The organism is Streptomyces sp. NBC_00388 (assembly GCF_036061255.1).
GTDB lineage: Bacteria > Actinomycetota > Actinomycetes > Streptomycetales > Streptomycetaceae > Streptomyces.
The window spans coordinates 233035-252168 of sequence record NZ_CP107948.1; the positions used below are offsets into that span (position 1 = coordinate 233035).

The 19134-nt window shown below is 69.0% G+C and carries 16 protein-coding genes; 7 read left to right on the forward strand and 9 right to left on the reverse strand.

Annotated features, from left to right (window positions below; all coding sequences use genetic code 11):
- Positions 1-30 precede the first annotated feature (30 nt).
- Positions 31-1410 (forward strand): AMP-binding protein, encoded by a 1380-nt coding sequence (locus tag OG917_RS01170; RefSeq protein WP_328315591.1) that lies wholly within the window; start codon positions 31-33, stop codon positions 1408-1410.
- A gap of 58 nt (positions 1411-1468) precedes the next feature.
- On the opposite strand, the gene OG917_RS01175 is transcribed toward OG917_RS01170, so the two are convergent.
- Positions 1469-2194: a VWA domain-containing protein gene (locus OG917_RS01175; protein WP_328315592.1), complete on the reverse strand. Its 726-nt coding sequence runs from the start codon at positions 2192-2194 to the stop codon at positions 1469-1471.
- Positions 2195-2337: 143 nt separating this feature from the next.
- Entirely contained in the window at positions 2338-2730 is a 393-nt protein-coding gene (locus OG917_RS01180) for a VOC family protein (RefSeq protein ID WP_328321580.1), read from the reverse strand.
- Between the two features lie 730 nt (positions 2731-3460).
- On the opposite strand from OG917_RS01180, the gene OG917_RS01185 reads away from it, so the two are divergent.
- A complete protein-coding gene (locus OG917_RS01185) occupies positions 3461-4000 on the forward strand; it encodes a GNAT family N-acetyltransferase (RefSeq protein ID WP_328315593.1) in 540 nt (179 codons plus the stop codon).
- Positions 4001-4266: 266 nt separating this feature from the next.
- Here OG917_RS01185 and OG917_RS01190 read toward each other — a convergent pair whose 3' ends face one another.
- The 4 genes from OG917_RS01190 to OG917_RS01205 form a co-directional block, all read right to left on the reverse strand.
- Positions 4267-4488: a helix-turn-helix domain-containing protein gene (locus OG917_RS01190; protein ID WP_328315594.1), complete on the reverse strand. Its 222-nt coding sequence runs from the start codon at positions 4486-4488 to the stop codon at positions 4267-4269.
- Positions 4488-4979, reverse strand: a complete 492-nt coding sequence (locus OG917_RS01195; RefSeq protein WP_328315595.1) for a DUF2975 domain-containing protein — start codon at positions 4977-4979, stop codon at positions 4488-4490. The genes OG917_RS01190 and OG917_RS01195 overlap by 1 nt, the downstream gene beginning before the upstream one ends.
- A gap of 358 nt (positions 4980-5337) precedes the next feature.
- Entirely contained in the window at positions 5338-6579 is a 1242-nt protein-coding gene (locus OG917_RS01200; protein ID WP_328315596.1) for a phthiocerol/phthiodiolone dimycocerosyl transferase family protein, read from the reverse strand.
- Between the two features lie 372 nt (positions 6580-6951).
- On the reverse strand, positions 6952-8007 hold the full coding sequence (locus OG917_RS01205; protein ID WP_328315597.1) for a glycoside hydrolase family protein: 1056 nt from the start codon (positions 8005-8007) through the stop codon (positions 6952-6954).
- 815 nt (positions 8008-8822) lie between these two features.
- Between OG917_RS01205 and OG917_RS01210 the strand changes: the two genes are divergently transcribed.
- From OG917_RS01210 to OG917_RS01230, 4 genes are all read left to right on the forward strand, one after another.
- Positions 8823-10304 (forward strand): xanthine dehydrogenase small subunit, encoded by a 1482-nt coding sequence (locus OG917_RS01210; RefSeq protein ID WP_328315598.1) that lies wholly within the window; start codon positions 8823-8825, stop codon positions 10302-10304.
- Positions 10301-12751 (forward strand): xanthine dehydrogenase molybdopterin binding subunit, encoded by a 2451-nt coding sequence (gene xdhB, locus OG917_RS01215; RefSeq protein WP_328315599.1) that lies wholly within the window; start codon positions 10301-10303, stop codon positions 12749-12751. Before OG917_RS01210 ends, xdhB begins: the two co-directional genes overlap by 4 nt.
- A gap of 1 nt (position 12752) precedes the next feature.
- The gene (gene xdhC, locus OG917_RS01220) at positions 12753-13562 is read left to right on the forward strand and encodes a xanthine dehydrogenase accessory protein XdhC (RefSeq protein ID WP_328315600.1); all 810 of its coding nucleotides are present in this window, start codon (positions 12753-12755) and stop codon (positions 13560-13562) included.
- A gap of 518 nt (positions 13563-14080) precedes the next feature.
- Entirely contained in the window at positions 14081-15073 is a 993-nt protein-coding gene (locus OG917_RS01230; protein ID WP_328315601.1) for a DUF998 domain-containing protein, read from the forward strand.
- Positions 15074-15194: 121 nt separating this feature from the next.
- On the opposite strand, the gene OG917_RS01235 is transcribed toward OG917_RS01230, so the two are convergent.
- Positions 15195-16640, reverse strand: coding sequence for an amidohydrolase family protein (locus tag OG917_RS01235; RefSeq protein ID WP_328315602.1), 1446 nt, complete (start codon positions 16638-16640; stop codon positions 15195-15197).
- Positions 16641-16753: 113 nt separating this feature from the next.
- On the reverse strand, positions 16754-17704 hold the full coding sequence (locus tag OG917_RS01240; protein WP_328315603.1) for an amidohydrolase family protein: 951 nt from the start codon (positions 17702-17704) through the stop codon (positions 16754-16756).
- Positions 17705-17905: 201 nt separating this feature from the next.
- On the opposite strand from OG917_RS01240, the gene OG917_RS01245 reads away from it, so the two are divergent.
- Positions 17906-18613 (forward strand): IclR family transcriptional regulator, encoded by a 708-nt coding sequence (locus OG917_RS01245; protein ID WP_328321582.1) that lies wholly within the window; start codon positions 17906-17908, stop codon positions 18611-18613.
- A 137-nt stretch (positions 18614-18750) separates the two neighbouring features.
- On the opposite strand, the gene OG917_RS01250 is transcribed toward OG917_RS01245, so the two are convergent.
- The gene (locus OG917_RS01250; protein ID WP_328321584.1) at positions 18751-19086 is read right to left on the reverse strand and encodes a hypothetical protein; all 336 of its coding nucleotides are present in this window, start codon (positions 19084-19086) and stop codon (positions 18751-18753) included.
- Positions 19087-19134: the final 48 nt, after the last annotated feature.

Here is a 19134-nt window from a genome sequence, read left to right on the forward strand (position 1 = left end):
CTCACACGTCATCAGAGAGGGCTCAGGACCATGCTGGACGGCTGTACCCCGCGCCTGCCCGAGACCATCGGCCGCTATTACGACCGCGGTTACTACCAGGGAGCCGCCCTGCCCCAGCTCCTCGCCGAGCACGCGCACACGTATGCCACCCGAACCGCCCTGGTCCACGGCGAGGACCGCCTCACCTACCGCTGGCTGAACCGCCGCGTCGACCGCATGGCTGCCGGGCTCACATTCCGGGGTGTCCGCTCGGGTGACCGGGTCATCGTTCAGCTCCCCAACGTGCCCGAGTTCGTCATCGCCGTCTACGCCCTCATGCGCGCCGGAGCCCTCCCGGTGCTCGCGCCCACCTCGTTCCGCGCCGACGAGATCGGACACCTCGCCCGTATCACCGAAGCCGCCGCCTACATCGGCCCCGGCCTCCACCGCGGCTTCAGCCACGCCGAAATGGCCGCGCGGATCAGCGAGGACTCCCCACGTCTGCGCCGGGCCTTCGTCCTGGACGGTCCCGGAGGCGCGCAGGGGGGCTTCACCACCGCCGCCAGCGGCTGCCTGTTCTTTCCCCTGAGCTCCGTGGACGCCCCGCGGGACGCGGACCGCGCGTACGACCCGAACGACGCCGCATTCCTCTTCCCTTCGGACCGGTTGCAGCCGGACGGGGTCCTGCCGAGCGGATCGCTGCCTGACGGGAACGTGAGGCTGCCGCAGCTGGTCCCCCGGACCCACAACGACTACGCATACCAGACCCGGGCCGCAGCCGAACTCATCGGCCTCAGCCCCGACGACGTCTACCTCGCGGCACTTCCCGCCGCCTCCAACCTCACCTTCGGCTGTCCCGGGGTCATCGGTACTCTCGCCAGCGGCGGCACCGTCGTACTGCTGGACGACCCCGGCCCCGCCGACACCTTCCACGCGATCGAGACCGAGCGCGTCACGGTTGCCTCGCTCACGCCCGCTGTCGCACAACTCTGGCTTGACGCCTCCGCCGACGACCGGCACGACCTCTCCACCCTGCGCCTCCTCCAGATCGGTGGCGCGCGACCCCACCCCGAACTCGTGGCCCGCATACCAGGTGCCTTCGGATGCCGGGTCCAGCAGGTCTTCGGGACGGCCGAGGGACTGCTCTCCCTCACCCGGCTGTCCGACACAGACGCTGTCCTCCAGCACACCCAGGGCAGCCCCCTCTCCCCCGGCGACGAGATCCGTATCACCGGCGCGGACGGCGCCGACACACCCACAGGGTGTTCCGGTCAGCTCTGGGCGCGCGGCCCCTGCACCCTGCGTGGCTACTACAAGGCCCCAGACCAGCAGGCCGTCGCCTTCACCCCCGACGGTTTCCACCACACGGGCTTCATCGCCCGCCGCACGGAGGACGGCAACCTCGTCATCGAAGGGGCCGGCCAACCGTAGGACTCTCGACGTAATCCTCGTAAACGATCAAACAGATCCGAGCGCCGGCATGTGCAGCTCACAGCAGGATCTTTGCGTTGCGTGCATCGGTCAGCCACCGGGGGAACCCGTCGAGCAGCTGGTCGTACAGAACCGTGTCCGACAGAGAGCGGGGGTCGCGCCCTGCAGGGAAAAACCCCGCGTTGTCCACCAACCGCTTGGCCGGGACCGCCAGCTCGTCGAGCTTGTGCAGGAACGCGAACTCGTTGTCGTCCGGATCACCGAACCCCACGAACTGCCAGAAAAGCGGCAGCTTCGCCGCCTTGCAGACGTACCGCTCCGCCGCGAGCCGGCTCGTCGGCCCGCCATCCGTCTGGAAGATTACCAATGCTGGATCCTGACCCCCGAACGCTTGGTAATGGTCGATCACCTCGTCCATAGCCCGGTGGTAGTTCGTACGGCCCATATGCCCCAGGTTCTGGTGGAGCTTCTCGATACGCCCCTCATAGTTGTCCAGCCTCACATCACTGAGGCCGTCGATATCGGTGGAGAAGAACACCACCGGCACCACACCGTCATCATCGAGATGCGCCGAGAGCCCCAGCACCTGCTCGGCCAAGTGCTGCACCGATCCGTCCCGGTAATACGGGCGCATCGAACCGGACCGGTCCAACACCAGATACACCGCGGCCCGCACGCCCTCCAGGTCAGACTTACGCAGACTCACTGCCGCACTCTTGTACAGACTCACCAGCCCAGGAGCAGCAGCCTGCACCTTCGTCAAACTGATCGCAGAATCAGACACTGATTCCCTCGCTCCTCCCCCGCGTCGCGAATGCGGACCCCCACCGGGGAAGCCTTCCGGGCGGGGCACGACCGTAGGGCGCCGTTGTCCATTATCGAGGGGCGTCGACTCCACGGCGGGCAGGTACCCGTCTTGGTGCCCAGCTACTGCGGCTGTGTGACGATCTGGATCAGGTTGCCGCAGGTGTCGTCGAAGACAGCGGTCGTGACGGGGCCCATCTCCAGGGGCTCCTGAGTGAAGCTGACCCCGAGGTCGTGCAGACGCTCGTACTCCGCCTGCACGTCATCGACCGCGAACTGGGCGAGCGGGATACCGTCCGCGACGAGCGTGTCGCGGTATGTCTTTGCGGCCGGATGCCCGACGGGCTCCAGGAGGAGTTCAGTACTGCCGGGCTCCTCGGGCGAGACGACAGTCAGCCACCGGTCCTTCTCGCCCATTCGGACGTCGTGTTTCTTCACGAAGCCGAGGATCTCGGTGTAGAAGTGCAGGGCCTTGGCCTGGTCGTCGACGAAGACGCTGGTCAGGTGGATCTTCATGAGGTGCTCTCCGGTGTCGGACGAGTGGGACAGGGGCCATCGCTCAGTGATCTGCTGCAGCGGCGCGGTGACCAGGTCGTGGAACGTGTAGCGGCCCTCCCACTTCGTCTCGACGAACTCCCGCGGCCTCCAGCACGGCGAGGTACAGGGAGCCCCAGAGCGGGAGACGCCGAGCTGATGCCGCATCACCAGCCATCACTGATCCTGGGCAGGGTCTGTCCAGACTTCTCCGCGAGTTCGTCGAGGAGGGTGCGGCGAGCGGGGTCGGCCGACGCTTTGAACAGATCTTCGGGCACAACCACAGCACAGGCAAGTAAGCACTCGCCTGCCGAGTCGAGGCGCACCGGCTGCTGAGCACTGGGCCAGAGCGACTCGGCGCCGGACCTGGTCCATGTGCGCCTGTGCCCACCGCCTGAGCCCCAGTGCCAGGTGGTGGGGCGAGAGGCCGAGCCGGGTCAGCTCGCAGGTGATGGTGACCATGGGCGTCGCCACGTCGTCGCTCGACCGGTCCCCGACGCAACACCGTGTTCCTTGCCGGCCGGCAGGCAGACCGGGGCCCGGCAGGGCGGTGTCGCCACCTTTGCCTGTTCTGAGGTTGGCGCGGGCCGAATCGCCTTCAGCGCTGGCCCAGGAGGCTTGCGACCTCGGCTGCCTGGGGTGGGGCCGGGCCGGTGGGTTGATCGCTCCACGCATCTTGATCGCTGCCGGGCCTGCTGATTGGCTGGCCGGTATGACAGAGCTCGGATCCGTCCACTGGCCGCCATCCCCCATCAGCACCGGGAGGCTCGTGCTCCGTGAGTCCGAGGCCCGGGACCGTCCGGCATTCATCGAACTGCTGGCCTCGCCGGAGGTACACACCTACCTCGGTGGCCCCCGCTCGCGTCACGCGCTTGAGCGCGAGCTGCCCGGGGCTCCCGAGCGGTGGCCCGGGAGCTTCGTCGTTGATCTCGGCGGGGCGATGATCGGCCAGATACTGCTCAGGAGAGCGCCCGGGCATCGTCGCCCGGCTGCCGCGGGGATGGTCGATCTCGGTTACCTGTTCCTGCCGGGAGCGTGGGGATGCGGGTACGCCACCGAGGCATGCGCGGCGGCACTCGGCTGGCTCGCCGGCGCTCTTCCCGGCGAGCCGGTGGTGCTCACCACCCAGACCGCCAACCTCGGCTCAATGCGTCTCGCGGCGAAGCTGGGATTCACCGAGGTAGAGCGGTTCGAAGCCTGGGGTGCCGAACAGTGGCTCGGCATGAGGACCCCGGCCACGCTCTCCGATTGAGCGCGGCGTGAAGCGACTACGGCGAAGCCCCGGCTGCCCAAACCAGCATCGCCCCCCCCGCCTCCGCGCTGGACGGACGGGAGTTTGCGGTGGGAGCACGCTCGCGGGTCTCGGTCGTCGACCAGGATGGAACGGTGCAGGTCGACCGGATCCGCCCAACGAGGCCGGGACAGCGCTGAGCGTGGTCGGTGATTCACGCTCGGCGCAGTCCACATGCTGTGCCACGGGCGATGGCGCCAGGCGCCTGCACGCCCCGCTGGGGCGTGTCATCCGCCCGCGACATCCTCGGGCTCCCAGCGCAACAGGTCGCCCGGCTGGCACTTGAGCACCTCGCAGAGCGCGGCGAGCGTCGCGAAGCGCACTGCCTTGGCGCGGCCGTTCTTGAGTACTGCCAGGTTGGCGGGCGTGATCCCTACGCGGTCCGCCAGCTCGCCCACCGACATCTTCCGCCTGGCGAGCATCACGTCGATATCGACTGTGATCGGCATCAGATGACCTCGTCCAACTCGGCCTGCATCTGCGCCGCTTCGACATCGCGCGCCACAGCCTGGGCGAGCAGCATCCGCAGCACGTGCACGATGAGTGCGACCCCCAGGATGGCCATGCCGACCCCGCCCATGATGACGGTGACGCCCGGATCCTCCCGCTGGCCCGGCGCGTTGACGGCCGTGACCGCGAACCACACGAGAGCGGCCGCCACGATCGCGCCGCTCATGACATCCACGTACCGGAAGGCGGTGTGGGAGAACACGGTTCCGCGTCGCACCATCGTGACCAGCCGCCATACACAGACCAGGGCGACCTGGACCGACACCATGCCCAGGATCGTGATCACACGCAGCGAGGTCAGCGGGAGCGACCCATCCTCCGGATCGCTCCCGCTGACCAGCGTCCACACCATCCCCGCCTGCACGAACACGGTGCCGGCGAGCACCGCCACGAGCACGGCGCGCAGCGCTCCCACGATCAGTTTCCCCACGACCCCTCCTCCCATCGACTCACGATGGGAATCTATCGAGTTTCGATAGATTCAACAAGAGCTGGAACGCAGGACTGGAACGGCGGACGGGCGGCGATTCCGTGGCCGTGGCAGGACGTCACACCCCCTCCCATGGCATGGCGGTTTCACAAGCGGTCCTGTTCTTGCCGACGCCGGCCTTTCAGGCGCTGGCGTCCCCGTTGCTGAAGCGACTCGGACTGCGCACTGCCCCCCGAAGGGCTCGTCCACCAAGACACCTTCGCAACGCTCCACACGCTCTTCGCCACCGCAGCCGGATTACTGGTCTGAACAGCCGCACGTCTCCGGACCCTCTGCCTGATGAGGCGCGGCGGAGTCGTCAGGCAGTCAGGTCCTTCAGCATGAGGGTGGTCTGATCGGCGAGTGCCTGCATCTGGGTGTCGGTGTACCAGGCGCGGCTGTAGTTCAGGGCGATGGCCAGGCGGCCCTGGTAGCGCTTGACGACGGCGAAGACCATCGGGACGTGGCCGAGTGGTGCCAGGCAGATGTCGGTGATGCGCAGGCCGTCGGGGAGGCCGGGCTCGGTGACGGAACCGACATTGGTGATCACCAGGCTGGGCGGGTACTGGTCGAGCATATGAGGGAACGCTGCCAGTTCCATCGCTGCGGCGCCGCTCTCCAGATCGGCGCGCAGCTGGGTGTCCAGGGCTCTTCCGGTCTCGACCGGGTCTGCTGCGTGGTCGACCTGCAAGCGGATCGAGGTGGTCGTCGCGGCGGACTGCAGCACCTCGTTGGGCAGCGGGGGGTCGAGCCTGCGGCGCATATCGGCGGCCGTCGTACACAGGATCCGGACCGGGCCGCTCGACGGGTCGAAGAGCGTACGCAGTGCTGTCAGCAGGACCCCGGAGACCAGTGCGTTGACGGTGAGAGCGGTCTCGCGGGCCCGCTGGACCAGCCGTACGCACTGGTCCGCGCCGGCCTCGACCACAAGGATCCCGAAGCTGAGGTCCGCACCCGGGCCGCCGTTGCGGGAGGCCAGGGTGGGCAGCAGCGCGGGCGGGGCCTCGGTGTCCAGGCGGGCCCGTTCGGCAACGAAGTCGCGCAGTTGCCGGGCGGTGAAGCGCGCTGCGAGGAGGTCGTCGAGCGCCGGGCCCAGCACCGGCCGGACGGTCTCGTCGGGCACCGGTGCGCCGGCGGCGAGTGCGGTGTAGAGGGTCCACAGGCGTTGGTGGAGAGCGAGGTAGCTCATCGCGTCGGCGAACGCACGGGGCAATGTCAGGACCACCCGGCTGTGGCCTGGGCGGTCCGGATCGTGCAACACGGTGAGACGGAGCAGCGGTCCCTGATCCCAGTGGAGAGGCGCGGCGACCTCCTCGCCGAAGTCCTCACCGCGTCCCACCGCGGGCGCAATTGCTCCCTCCTCGATCCGCACAGCCGGCCCGCGTTCCGCATCGTCGGTGGCGATCCTTCCCGCGATCAGGGGGTAGCACGAACGCAGCCGGACCACTGCCTCCGCCAGCACCGTCTCGTCCAGCTCACCCACCACGTCACAGTGGAGTACGAGCCGGACCCCGGCCGCAGTGATCGCCGCCTCGTGCGGTGCCAGCAGACGCCCCGTCATAACCACTCCCCTGGTCGGATCTCGCAGAGAACCGACAGCGTGGTTCATCCACCGCACGGCAGCGGCGGTTTCTCGGAGGCTTCATCCGGACGAATGAACCCCCGGGGCAGGACCCCGCGATTCCCACCGGCCCGGCCTCAAGACCGCCGTTCAGAGCTGTACGGCCATGCGGCCATCGATGACGCTGTCGGCACGGTGGAGTGGGGACCGCCCACTGTGGCTTTGATCGGGACGTGAAAGATCATCAGCACACCGGCCTCACGTCCGCCCACGCAGGCAACTGCCGCCTTGGAAGCCATCTCGTTCCTCGCCTCCACGAGCGTCGGACGCGCCCTCATCCGCTGCCGCAGACGCACCACATGAGATGACCTCTCAACCCCGCAGTGGGATGGCCAGATTGAAGGTGGTGTGCCGGGGGTGCGAGGAGGAGTCACCGAACGGGTCACCGAAGGCCGCAGCCGCGAAGAGGGCGACCGGGCGACCACCATCGAGCAACACGTGCGGTCGCTCAAGGTGGGCCAGCTCCACTTGCCCGCCATCGAGCGTCGTGAGGCGGCGCAGGGACAGCAGGGGCTCCGCTGCCGGCGCCCAATGGCGGCCGTCTGCGGACTCCAGCAATCCCAATGCCCCGAACTGCGGTGTCAGTGCCCCGGAACGCACAGGGGCGAAGTCCTTGACCACCGCCCGGTAGCGGTCGTACCCCGCGTCCCACCACAGGTAGGGGTCCTCGGTCTGGAGCGCGGTCCCGTGGAGCATCTCCCCCGCCGGGGCGAAGGGGCCCTCCGGGGCGTCGGCCGTCCCCAGGCGCAGCGTGTAGCGGCCGTTGTCCTGCCGGTCCCAGGTCTTGTACGCCAGCAGCCACCGGCCATCAGGAGCGCGGGTCACCGCAGGGTTCACCGCCATACGGAACGAAGTCCGGTAGTCGGGGGCGTTGAGCGGCTCGTCAGCGCGCACGAGACGCCCCGCGGCCAGTGCGTCGACGCTGTCCGCCACCGCGACCCCGATCCGCTGCCCGGCCTGGTGCACGTCCCACACAGTGTTCAAACGGGCCCGGTGCGGGGGCGGGGTGTTTCCCGGGTTGTTCGCGACGTAGTAGAGGAGGGCCCGCCCCGCCTCGTCCACGACGACCAGCGGGTTATGAGCGTTGTAGGTGTCCCAGCGTCCAGGGTCGTCGCTGCCACGCAGGACCACCCGCAGGTGACGGTAGGGCCCAGTAGGCTCAGCCGCTTCGGCGACGGCGATCTCACTGTGCCGGAGCCAGCCGCGGAAGCCGTCGAAATCCTGCCCGGCCGACGACGTGCCGTGCCGCCAGCGAGAATAGAACAGCAGCCACCGACCGGGCGCCGCCCGTACGGGCGAGCCGCACCACACGTAATGCCCGGGATCGCTGAAGGTATTGCGGTTCGGATCGATGGGCGCCAAGTACACGGAATTTCCTCCTGCGGCGCACCGCGGTGCCGAGACCGCGCCCTCGTGCGGCCCCGTGCCGAACACCAGCGACCAGACAACCTGTGTCGCGCCAGGCTACACGGGCCCCTCAGCCGGCCAAGTACAGCACTCGGCGGACCGGTTGAAGCCCCCCTCCCCGGATGCGACGGGCACTTCAGTCGGCCGGTCGAGCGGGTTGGTTCGGCTTCTGCGCGCTCCTGTCCAGCGAGAAGAGCTGCATCAGCTCGTGGTGATGCGGCCGGCTACCGAGGAACGGTCTCGATGTGGCCCTGCCTGGACGGAGCAGCCCGCTTACAGATGGCGGGCGTGGCACTTCGTACAGAACAGGTGGAGCCAGTCAAGCCCCGACGGTAGTTCCATGATCGGCCCGCCACGTCATCGGTCCATCGACCTGTACGCTCCGATGGTATTCACCTGATGTCGGGCCCGGTCGGTTCTCAAGAGATCAAGATCAACCTCTTGACCTTGTCCGCCGAAGCAACTATTTTTCCGATGTAAGTGGCTCTATAACACCCGGAAGGAGGCGACCAGCAGATGTACACCTGCTCTGATGTGGCTCGCCTCGCCCGCCTTACGGTCTGGGCTCCGGGTCAGGTCGCGCACGGCTGCTGAGCACGCCGTTCTGATGTGTCCGTCGGTGGCACATCACGAGATCCCCCTCACCATTTCCCGGCACAGCACTGCTGTGTGCCGACAGGCCCACTCCTCTCACGTGGATGCCTGAACAGAGAAAGCTGCCCGAAATTGGCGAACATGATGAATCCCCCTGCCCCGCGGCGAGACGGAGGCCCGTCATGGTAGCCGCGCGGATCACGGTGAACGGAAAGAACACACCGATCGCACCGAGCACGCCTCACACCACGATGCTGGATTTCCTGCGCGAGCGTGGCCTCACCGGCACCAAGGAGGGCTGCGCCGAGGGTGAGTGCGGTGCCTGTTCGGTCCTGGTGGCCCGTCCCGGCGTGAGCAAGCCCACCGACTGGGTTGCGGTCAACGCCTGCCTGGTCCCGGCCGCAGCGCTGGACGGCCAGGAGGTCATCACCTCCGAAGGTCTCGCCGTACCGGGCGCCCCCGGTACGCCGCCCGAACTGCACCCGGTTCAGGAAGAGATGGCGGTACGCGGCGGCTCCCAGTGCGGATACTGCACACCGGGATTCATCTGCAGCATGGCCGCCGAGTACTACCGCCCCAACCGCTGCACGCACGCGGAACCGGCGCACACGGCGGACCCGGCCGACGACAGCGACACCGAGCACGGTCCGAACGGTTTCGACCTGCACGCCCTGAGCGGAAACCTGTGCCGGTGCACCGGTTACCGCCCTATCCGCGATGCCGCGTTCGCCGTCGGTACGCCCGCCGGCGAGGACCCGCTGGCCCAGCGCCGCGAGCAGTCGCCGCCCGCACCGGTCGCCACCGAATACACCCGGGACGGCAGCGCGTTCCTGCGGAAGAGCACTCTGGCCGAGACACTGCAGCTGCTGCGGGAGCGGCCCGACGCGGTGGTGGTCGCCGGCTCCACGGACTTCGGCGTCGAGGTCAACATCCGTTCCCGCCGGGCGGGTTGCGTAGTGGCTGTCGACCGGCTGGCCGAGATGCGTGAGCTGCGGGTCGAGTCCGACCGCATAGAGATCGGGGCGGCGCTGACGCTCACCGAGATCGAACGCCGCCTCGACGGCAGCGTCCCCCTGCTGGCGGAGCTGTTCCCGCAGTTCGCCTCCCGTCTCATCCGCAACGGCGCAACCCTCGGCGGCAATCTGGGTACCGGCTCGCCCATCGGCGACAGCCCTCCGGTGCTGCTCGCGCTGGATGCGTCGGTGGTCCTCGCCGACGCGGAGGGTGAGCGCGAGGTCCCGCTGGCGGACTACTTCACCGGCTACCGGCAGAGCGTGCGCCGTCCCGGCGAGCTGATCCGCGCGGTGCGGGTCCCGCTCCCGCTGTCGCCGGTCGTGGCCTTCCATAAGATCGCCAAGCGGCGTTTCGACGACATCTCCAGTGTGGCCGTCGCCTTCGCCCTCGACATCGAGGGAGGGATCGTCCGCAAGGCCCGCATCGGGCTGGGAGGTGTGGCCGCCACCCCCATCCGCTCGCTGGCCACCGAGGCCGCCCTGGAGGGCAAGCCGTGGACGGCCGAGACCGCCGAGGCCGCAGCCCCCGTGCTGCGGGCCGAGGGGACACCGATGAACGATCATCGCGCCAGCGCCGACTACCGCTCCGCGATGCTCGGCCAGAGCCTGCTGAAGCTGTGGGCGCAAACCACTGAGGCGGTTCCGTCATGAGCCATTTGTCCGAGCGTCCCGAAAAGCCCGCCGTCGGTGTCTCGATGCCGCACGAGAGCGCCTTCCTGCACGTCACAGGTACCGCTCTCTACACCGACGACCTGGTCCAGCGGACCAAGGACGTCCTGCACGCGTACCCGGTCCAGGTGATGAAGGCCCGCGGCCGGATCACGGCGCTGCGTACCGAGCCCGCTCTCGCCGTGCCCGGTGTGGTGCACGTCCTGACCGGGGCCGACGTGCCCGGGGTCAACGACGCAGGCATGAAGCACGACGAACCGCTCTTCCCCGACGAGGTGATGTTCCACGGCCACGCGGTCGCCTGGGTGCTCGCCGAGACCCTGGAAGCGGCCCGGCTCGGTGCGGCGGCCGTCGAGGTGGACATCGACGAACAGCCCTCACTGATCACGCTGCAGGACGCGATCGCGGCCACCAGCTATCACGGCGCCCAGCCCGTGATGCTGGCCGGAGACACCGACGCGGGCTTCGCGGAATCGGCGCACGTGTTCACCGGCGAGTTCCAGTTCGCCGGCCAGGAGCACTTCTATCTGGAAACACATGCGGCGCTCGCCCAGATCGACGAGAACGGGCAGGTGTTCATCCAGAGCAGCACCCAGCACCCCTCGGAGACCCAGGAGATCGTCGCGCACGTACTCGGCCTGCCCAGCCACGAGGTGACGGTGCAGTGCCTGCGCATGGGCGGCGGCTTCGGCGGCAAGGAGATGCAGCCGCACGGGTTCGCGGCCATAGCCGCGCTCGGTGCCAAGCTGACCGGTCGGCCGGTCCGGTTCCGGCTCAACCGGACCCAGGACCTGACCATGTCCGGCAAGCGGCACGGATTCCACGCCGAGTGGCGGATCGGCTTCGACGCGGACGGCCGTATCCAGGCCCTGGACGCCACCCTGATCGCTGACGGCGGGTGGAGCCTGGACCTGTCCGAGCCTGTACTGGCCCGGGCGCTGTGCCACATCGACAACACCTACTGGATTCCCAACGCGCGCGTCGCCGGTCGCATAGCCAAGACCAACACCGTCTCCAACACCGCTTTCCGCGGCTTCGGCGGACCGCAGGGCATGCTGGTGATCGAGGACATCCTCGGCCGCTGCGCGCCGCTGCTCGGCCTGGACCCCATGGAGCTGCGGGAGCGCAACTTCTACCAGCCGGACCAGGGCCAGACGACGCCGTACGGACAGCCGGTCACGCAGGCCGAGCGGATCTCGACGATCTGGCAGCAGGTCCAGGACGACGCGGGTATCGCCGACCGCAAGCGGGAGATCGCCGCGTTCAACGCCGCGCACCCGAACACCAAGCGGGCTCTCGCGATCACCGGCATCAAGTTCGGCATCTCGTTCAACCTCACCGCCTTCAACCAGGGCGGCGCGCTGGTGCTGATCTACAAGGACGGATCGGTGCTGATCAACCACGGTGGCACCGAGATGGGTCAGGGCCTGCACACGAAGATGCTGCAGGTGGCAGCGACCACGCTGGGGATCCCGCTGCACAAGGTCCGGCTGGCACCGACGCGTACCGACAAGGTGCCCAACACCTCGGCCACAGCTGCCAGTTCGGGGGCGGACCTCAACGGTGGGGCGGTGAAGAACGCCTGCGAGCAGTTGCGCGAGCGGCTTCTGCAGGTGGCCGCCTCCCGGCTCGGTGCGAACGCCGCGGACGTGCGTATCGTCGAAGGCGTCGCGCGGGCCCTGGGCAGCGACCAGGAGCTGGCCTGGGACGATCTGGTGCACACCGCTTACTTCCAGCGGGTCCAGCTGTCGGCATCCGGTTTCTACCGGACCGAGGGGCTCCACTGGGACGCGAAGGCCTTCAGGGGATCGCCGTTCAAGTACTTCGCACACGGCGCCGCCGCGACGGAGGTCGAGGTCGACGGTTTCACCGGCGCGTACCGCCTTCGACGGGTGGACATCGTGCACGATGTCGGCGACAGCTTGTCCCCGATGATCGACATCGGTCAGATCGAGGGCGGTTTCGTCCAGGGCGCGGGCTGGCTCACACTTGAGGACCTGCGCTGGGACACCAGCGACGGGCCGAACCGGGGCAGGCTCCAGACTCAGGCGGCCAGCACCTACAAGCTGCCGAGCTTCTCGGAGATGCCGGGCGAGTTCAACATCACCCTCATGGAGAACGCCACCGAGGAGGGCGCGGTGTTCGGATCCAAGGCGGTGGGTGAGCCTCCGCTGATGCTGGCGTTCTCGGTAAGGGAGGCGCTGCGGCAGGCCGCCGCCGCGTTCGGGCCGAGCGGGATCAGCGTCGAACTGGCCTCCCCCGCGACACCGGAAGCCATGTACTGGGCGATCCAGTCGGCTCGGCAGAGCGATGCTGCCGGGAAGAACGACCACGCCGCCAACGGGTTCACCACCGACGGCCGGACCGGGGACGGGCCGGTCACGAACGGCAGGATCCGAGCCGACGCAGAAGCCCTGAGTGGTGCCTGACATGACGTGGGTGACCGCGGTAGCACGGTTGCGAGCGCGCAGGGAGCCCGGCGCGCTCGTGACCGTCGCGACCGTGCGCGGTCATGCCCCGCGCGACGCCGGTGCGAAACTCGTCGTGGGGCAGGCCGAGGCGTGGGGGTCGATCGGTGGCGGCAATGTCGAGGCCGTCGCGATCGACCGGGCGCGGGAAATGATCGCCGCGTCCAAACCGGAGCCGGAGCTGGTCGATTTCACCCTCAGCGACAAGGTGACGAACCAGCATGGCGTGCAGTGCTGCGGCGGCACGGTCTCGGTACTGCTCGAACCCCTGCCGGTGGTTCAGGCGGTGGCGGTCTTCGGTGTCGGGCACGTGGGGCTGGAACTGGTGCGCATCCTGGCACGCCAGGATATCGACCTCCATCTGATCGACACCCGCTCCGACATGCTCACCCAGCAGCGGCTCGGTGTGCTCTCGGACGCCGTGGCGCACGTACACGTCCATCACACGCCGCTGCTGCCCGAGGAGGTGCTGGAGACGTTGCCGCACGGTGCCCATGTCCTGATCATGACCCATGACCATGCCGAGGACGCCGCTCTGTGTGACGCCGCCCTGCGCACGCCTCACCTCGGTTCCATCGGACTGATCGGGTCGGCGGCCAAGTGGGTGCGGTTCCGCAAGCGTCTTGCCACCGAGGGTGGCCATGACGAGGCAACCATCGACCGGATCAAGACCCCGATCGGCCTGGTCGACATCACCGGCAAGGAACCCGCGACCATCGCACTGAGCGTCGCGGCCGATGTGCTGCGGGGCTTCGAGACCGGGGGGAACTGACTGTCCGACCGGATCAAAGGGGACGACCCGTACTGGTGCGATCGCTCACGCCCGCAATGGAGGGGCCGCCAGCGGCGCGTCTGCCGAGCGCGAGCGGCGCGCAGGGGGTGCTGATCGCGTCGCTGGGGCGACCGGGTCCTCTGCCCCTGCCCCCGCCGGGGTTCTGTGTGTCCGTCGTCCCGTACCCGGCGCGGGCGCGGGCGCGGGCGAAGGGTTCACCGTTTCTCTCCGGGATGGTGCGCCGGCTGCTCCGACGCCGCAGACAGTTGCGGCACGGCCGGTTGCTCTGGGCTTTGTCGCCGGCGACGCTGTCCGGCCTCCGCGTGAGCAGCCCCCGGCGGTCTCGTATCCGGTGCTGGAGGGTCTTCAGTACCGGACCGCGATCACCGGCCCCGACTTTCGTCACGCCACTCCAGCCAGTCGGCCGTCTGCAACCCGCCCGGCCTCGACTTTCGTCACATCACTCCAACCGGTCGGCCGATGCGCCGTCGGTCCCGTCTCTCCTAGCGTCGGGTGGCATGAGACACGCGATGCCTGCCGTGGGGCTGTTCTTCCTGTCCCCGGCGATCGGGGAACTGCTGCTCGGCGCGACTTCGATCGACATGCTGTGGCTGCTGCCCATGCAGGCGCTGCTGTACGGCGGCGGGTGCCTGCTGATCCGTGAGGGCGTTCGGCGCGCCGGACGGGGATGGTGTTCGATCCTGCTGCTGGGCGCTGCGTACGCACTGGTGGAGGAGGGTCTCCTGGACCAGATGCTGTTCAATGCGCACTACTCCGGCAATTACGACATGGTCTGGGTGACGCATGTGCCGTTCGTGGGTGTCGGCGGGTACGGACTGCTCTCGGTGCTGGCCGTGCACGCCGTGTGGAGCATCACCGTGCCGATCGCGCTCATGGAGGCGCTGGTCCCGGGCCGGGCGCGGGAACCATGGCTCGGCCCCACCGGCCTGTCCGTGACCGTGGCGCTCTTCACCCTCGGCGCCGTGATCACCGGCTGGGGCAGCTACGACGACAGTCACTTCATGGCCCCCTGGCCGCGCCTGGCCGGCACAGCCGCGGCGGTCGTCCTGCTGGGAGCCGCCGCGTTCAGGATCCGTCCGCCGGTGCCCGGCCTGCCCGCTCGCGGCGCGCCCCGCCCCCTGCTCGCGAGCGCGGTGGCGTTCCTGCTGACCAGCGGGTTCATGCTCGTGCTGCAGCCGAGCTGGTGGGGCGTAGCGGCGGCTCTCGTCATTGCGGCTGCGGCTCTGGGCCTCGGGATCTCCTGGTCGCGGACGTCCGGTTGGGGATTGCCGCACGTGTTCGCGCTCGCCGCCGGCGCCACGCTGACGTATGTATGGATCGGCTTCGGTCAGACCCCCGACACCGGCTCCGCCGGCACCCTCAATCTGGTCGGGCATGTCGTTCTCGCGGTCGCCGCCGCCGTGCTGCTGTTCGTCGCGGGCCGACGGGTGCGCGCGTACGGCCGAAGCGGGGCCGGCGGCCAGACCCCTGCTGTGACCGCCCGTCAGTAGGCTGAGCCCCTGTGCGGAACCCGGCTGTGGAGAGCTGGTACGCGGCCCCATCGGTACTGAGCGAGGACCATCGATTCGCCGGGCCTTGCGCGCAGCCGCACGGGTACTGACGGGGGCGCGGTCAGTGGGCGCCGGGCTTCGCGGCGATGCGGTCCAGGGTGGCGTCGAGGTCGGCGCGGGACCACCAGGAACCGTCCCGCATCACGCCCGTGATCTTGCGCAGAGCGGTGTGGTCCTCCAGCGGGTCCTCGTCCAGGAGGACCAGGTCGGCGGGCATTCCGGGGGTGACCCGGCCGAACGCGCCTTCCTCCCCCAGGAACCTGGCCGGCTCGGTCGTTGTCATCCGCAGGATGGTCAGCGGGTCGAGTCCGGCTTCTGCCAGGTGGTCGAACTCGTCGTGCAGGGAGAATCCGGGAATGATTCCCGCGGCTCCGCAGGCGTCGGTACCGGCAACCATCGGGACTCCGGCGTCCGCGAAGGTCTTGGTCATCCGCAGTTGCGCGGCCCAGTGGCCGCGCAGGGCCTTGCGGGTGTCGTCGGGGAGCTTGGCGAACTTCTTCGCCGACTTGTCCCAGGCGCGCAGTTCCCCGGGCGCCATGTAGCGGCGCCTCGGGTCCTGGGTGTGTTCGGGTGAGTCGCCGAACTGCTGGGTGTGGACCCGGATCAGGGTCGGGCACTGCCAGGTGGTGTGTTCGACGAACAGGGCTGCCAGTTCCTCGGCCTTCTGCTGGTCGTACGAGTTGTCGGCGAGGTTGTAGGCGTGAGCTTCCAGTTCGGAGGTGCCGGTTGCCGGGTTCACGGCCATACCCTTGACCAGCTTCATCACCAGCTTGTCGGCGCCGGGGAGCTTGACCTTGGGGATCGGTGGGAGCTTCCGGGTGGCGTTCTTGGAACGTACCTCGGCCTCCCGGGAGGACGCGGCGGCGAACACGGTCACGCCGGGGCCCAGGTGCTCGATCGACCACACCCCACCGCGCGCCGCCTCCCGGGGGTCGAGGTCGGCGGGCAAGTGGCCACCGAGACGGATGCCGAGGCGGTTCGCCTCCTGAAGGGCTGCCAGGAACGTCTCCCGGGTCGTCATGCCCGCCTTGACGAAGTCGGCGCCGTCCCGGTGCTGTTCCCGTACGGCCTGGACCGCGCCGGCGGCCGTGCCGGCGTTCAGCGGGGTCAGCAGGTCACCAGCGGTTGCTTTCAGGGCCGGCGCACCGATCGGCCGGGGCAGCGTGCCCTCACGACGGGACCTCAGCAGCGCCCTGCTGCCCGACATCTGGCGGAAGCCGACGACACCGTTGGCGAGCATCAGCGCATAGGTTCCGTCGACGTCCTCCGGCGTGTTCAGAGCGTGCATGTGCATGTCCAGGAACGCCGGGACAACGAAGCGTCCTCGGCCCTCCACCACATGTGCACCTGCGACCGGGGCTCCGGTCGCCGTCACGGACGTGATCCGGTCCCCCTCGACCACGATGTCCTGGCCGGGTGTGCGAGTCCCGTCCAACGGGTCGACCACGGTGACACCCTTCACCACCACCCGTCCGCTGACCGAGGATGGCTCAACGTACCTGCTCAATGTCTCTCCTGGGGATTGTCACGTCACCGTCCGCCCTTGTGCGCGGACCGCCTCGGCCGTCTGCACTCGCTCCGCTGCGCCCCGGCCTTCGCCCGGCGGCGTCGGGGTGGCCCTCACACGGCGAACAACCGTCGCGCGTTGCGGGTGGTGAGGTCCCGCCAGGTGTCGGTGGCGGACGGCTGTGCCGCCGAGTCGACGGAGGCGGCCTGGGCCCGGGCCGCTCCCGCGGGTGTCCAGCAGTAGTCGCTCCCGTACAGGAGGCGGTCGGTGCCGAATGCGGCGTCGATGGCCGGAATCTGGCGCGGGAATGGCGTCCCGGCCATGTCGTACCAGAGACGGCCGAGCTGCTCGACGGCGCTGGGCGCGTCCGCGAGGCCGCCTCCCACGACTGTGCTGAACATGTCCATGCGGTCGGCGAGCAGTGGCAGCGCTCCCCCGCCATGGGTCAGCACCCAGCGAATCCGCGGATGGCGGGTGAGGACGCCGCGCAGGAGCAGGTCGCTCGCCGTGCGGGCGGTGTCGAAGAGGAACTCCAGCATCGGCCGCGGCCGTCCGAGGGACAGTGCGTCGGCGTGGGGCGGGGACGTGGGGTGGACGAAGACGAGGGCTCCGCGGCGGTCGAGGTCCTCCCACAGCGGTTCGAACCGGGAGTCACCGAGGTAGACGCCGTGATGGTTGGTCTCCACGGCCACCCCGTCCGCGCCGAGCACGTCGAGGGCGTGGGCGGCCTCGGCGAGCGAGCCCTCGACGTCGGGCAGGGGCAGGGAGGCGAAGTGACCGAAACGCTGCGGATGGTCGCTGCGGACCTGGGCCCCGAATGCGTTGACCTCGCGCGCCAGAGCACGGGCCGCGACGTCGTCACCGAAGTGCACGCCCGGTGAGGAGACCGACAGGTAGGACTTCTCGATCCCTGAGCCTTCCATCAGACCGAGATGCTGCTCGACGCTCCACGCGGGCCATCCGGGCATCCCGTCGGGGTGTTCGATCCCGGCGGACCGAGCCGCGGCGACGTAGCTGTCGGTGACGAAATGGGCGTGGACGTCGATGAGGCCGGCCGGGGTCATGCGGGCTCCCTTGGGTGGGGGTGCGTACCTGGAAGAGCGTAGAAGCGCAGCCGTAAGCTGGCATGTGTGATGCCAATGAATGAAACGGGGATTTCCGATGGGAGCGATCGGCCAAGACGCGGAGGAAAGCCGGCCGAGGGGCAACCCGTCATCGATCGGGCGTTTTCCCTGCTCAGTACGTTCGACAGTGACCATCGGGCCCTGACCCTCGCCGAACTCGCGCAGCGCAGCGGCACGCCCCGCAGCAGCGCGCTGAGGCTCGCCCGGTCCCTCGTCCACGTGGGTGCGCTGGAGCGCCTCGCCGACGGGCGCTACGTCGTGGGGCTGCGATTGCTGGAGACCGCGTCCCTGGCCCCGCGCGGTCATGGGCTACGTTCCGTCGCCATGCCCTGCATGGAAGACCTCTTCCACGTCACACGGCAGCATGTGCTGCTTGCCGTACGTGAGCAGCATGAGGCCGTGCTCGTCGAACGGCTTTCGGCGCTCGACGCCAGTCCTGTGCACTACCGCGTCGGAGGCCGCCTTCCGCTGACGTCCACCGGCATCGGACTGGTGCTGCTCGCCTTCGCACCCGCGGCCGTCCAGGATCACGCCATCACCACCTATGAGCCCGGAGAGGGCCATGACGACATCTGCACCCCGGCCGACCTGCGCCGCACGCTCGCTGAGGTACGGCGTGGTGACCACGCTTTCGGCAGGCAGAGTCACCCCTGGCGGTTGACTACCGTGGCCGCGCCGGTACGGGACGGGAACGACGTGGTGGCGGCGTTGTCGGTCGTGGCACCCAGCACAGGCTTCGCGGACGCGGGCTATGGGCCGGCCGTGCGGGCCACGGCCCTCGCGATCTCCCGCCGGCTGGAGGAGGACGGACGGCGAGCGCGTCCCGACGATGCGCACAACGCTCGGTGAGCACCGGGGGGCCGGGCCGCGGCATCGGTCAGCACCGTCCCGTGCGACCCGCGCGAACGGCACGTGAGCGAATGAAGCGGCCCGGCGCTGCAGTTGGTCACTGCGACCGACTGCAGCGTTCGGATCCCGTTACGGCGTCAGCACTCGCGCAGGCCGGGGGCCGGGTCCTGGCCCGTCCTCACGGAGACGGCCGGGACGTTGCCCCATGCGCCGTTGTCGAGCTGCGTCCAGTACCAGATGTCATTCCCACCCTGGTGGGGATCGCCGTGGCCCCAGCACGCGAACCAGTTGAACCCGGTGGTGAGCGTGCCGCGGGTCGCAGAACGGTAGGAGCGGTCCGCGTACCCCTTCGCTCCGACGGCGTTGCCGCAGTACAGCCTGCCGTCCGAGCGGACCCCGCACTCGGCGGCATGGGCGGCAGAGGTGGGCAGGGAGAGCGCGAACAGGGCGGATGCGGCGAAGGCGCCCAGCATGGTGGTCAAGCGTCGAGTGATCATGCTCGACTTAACGGTCGAGGCGGA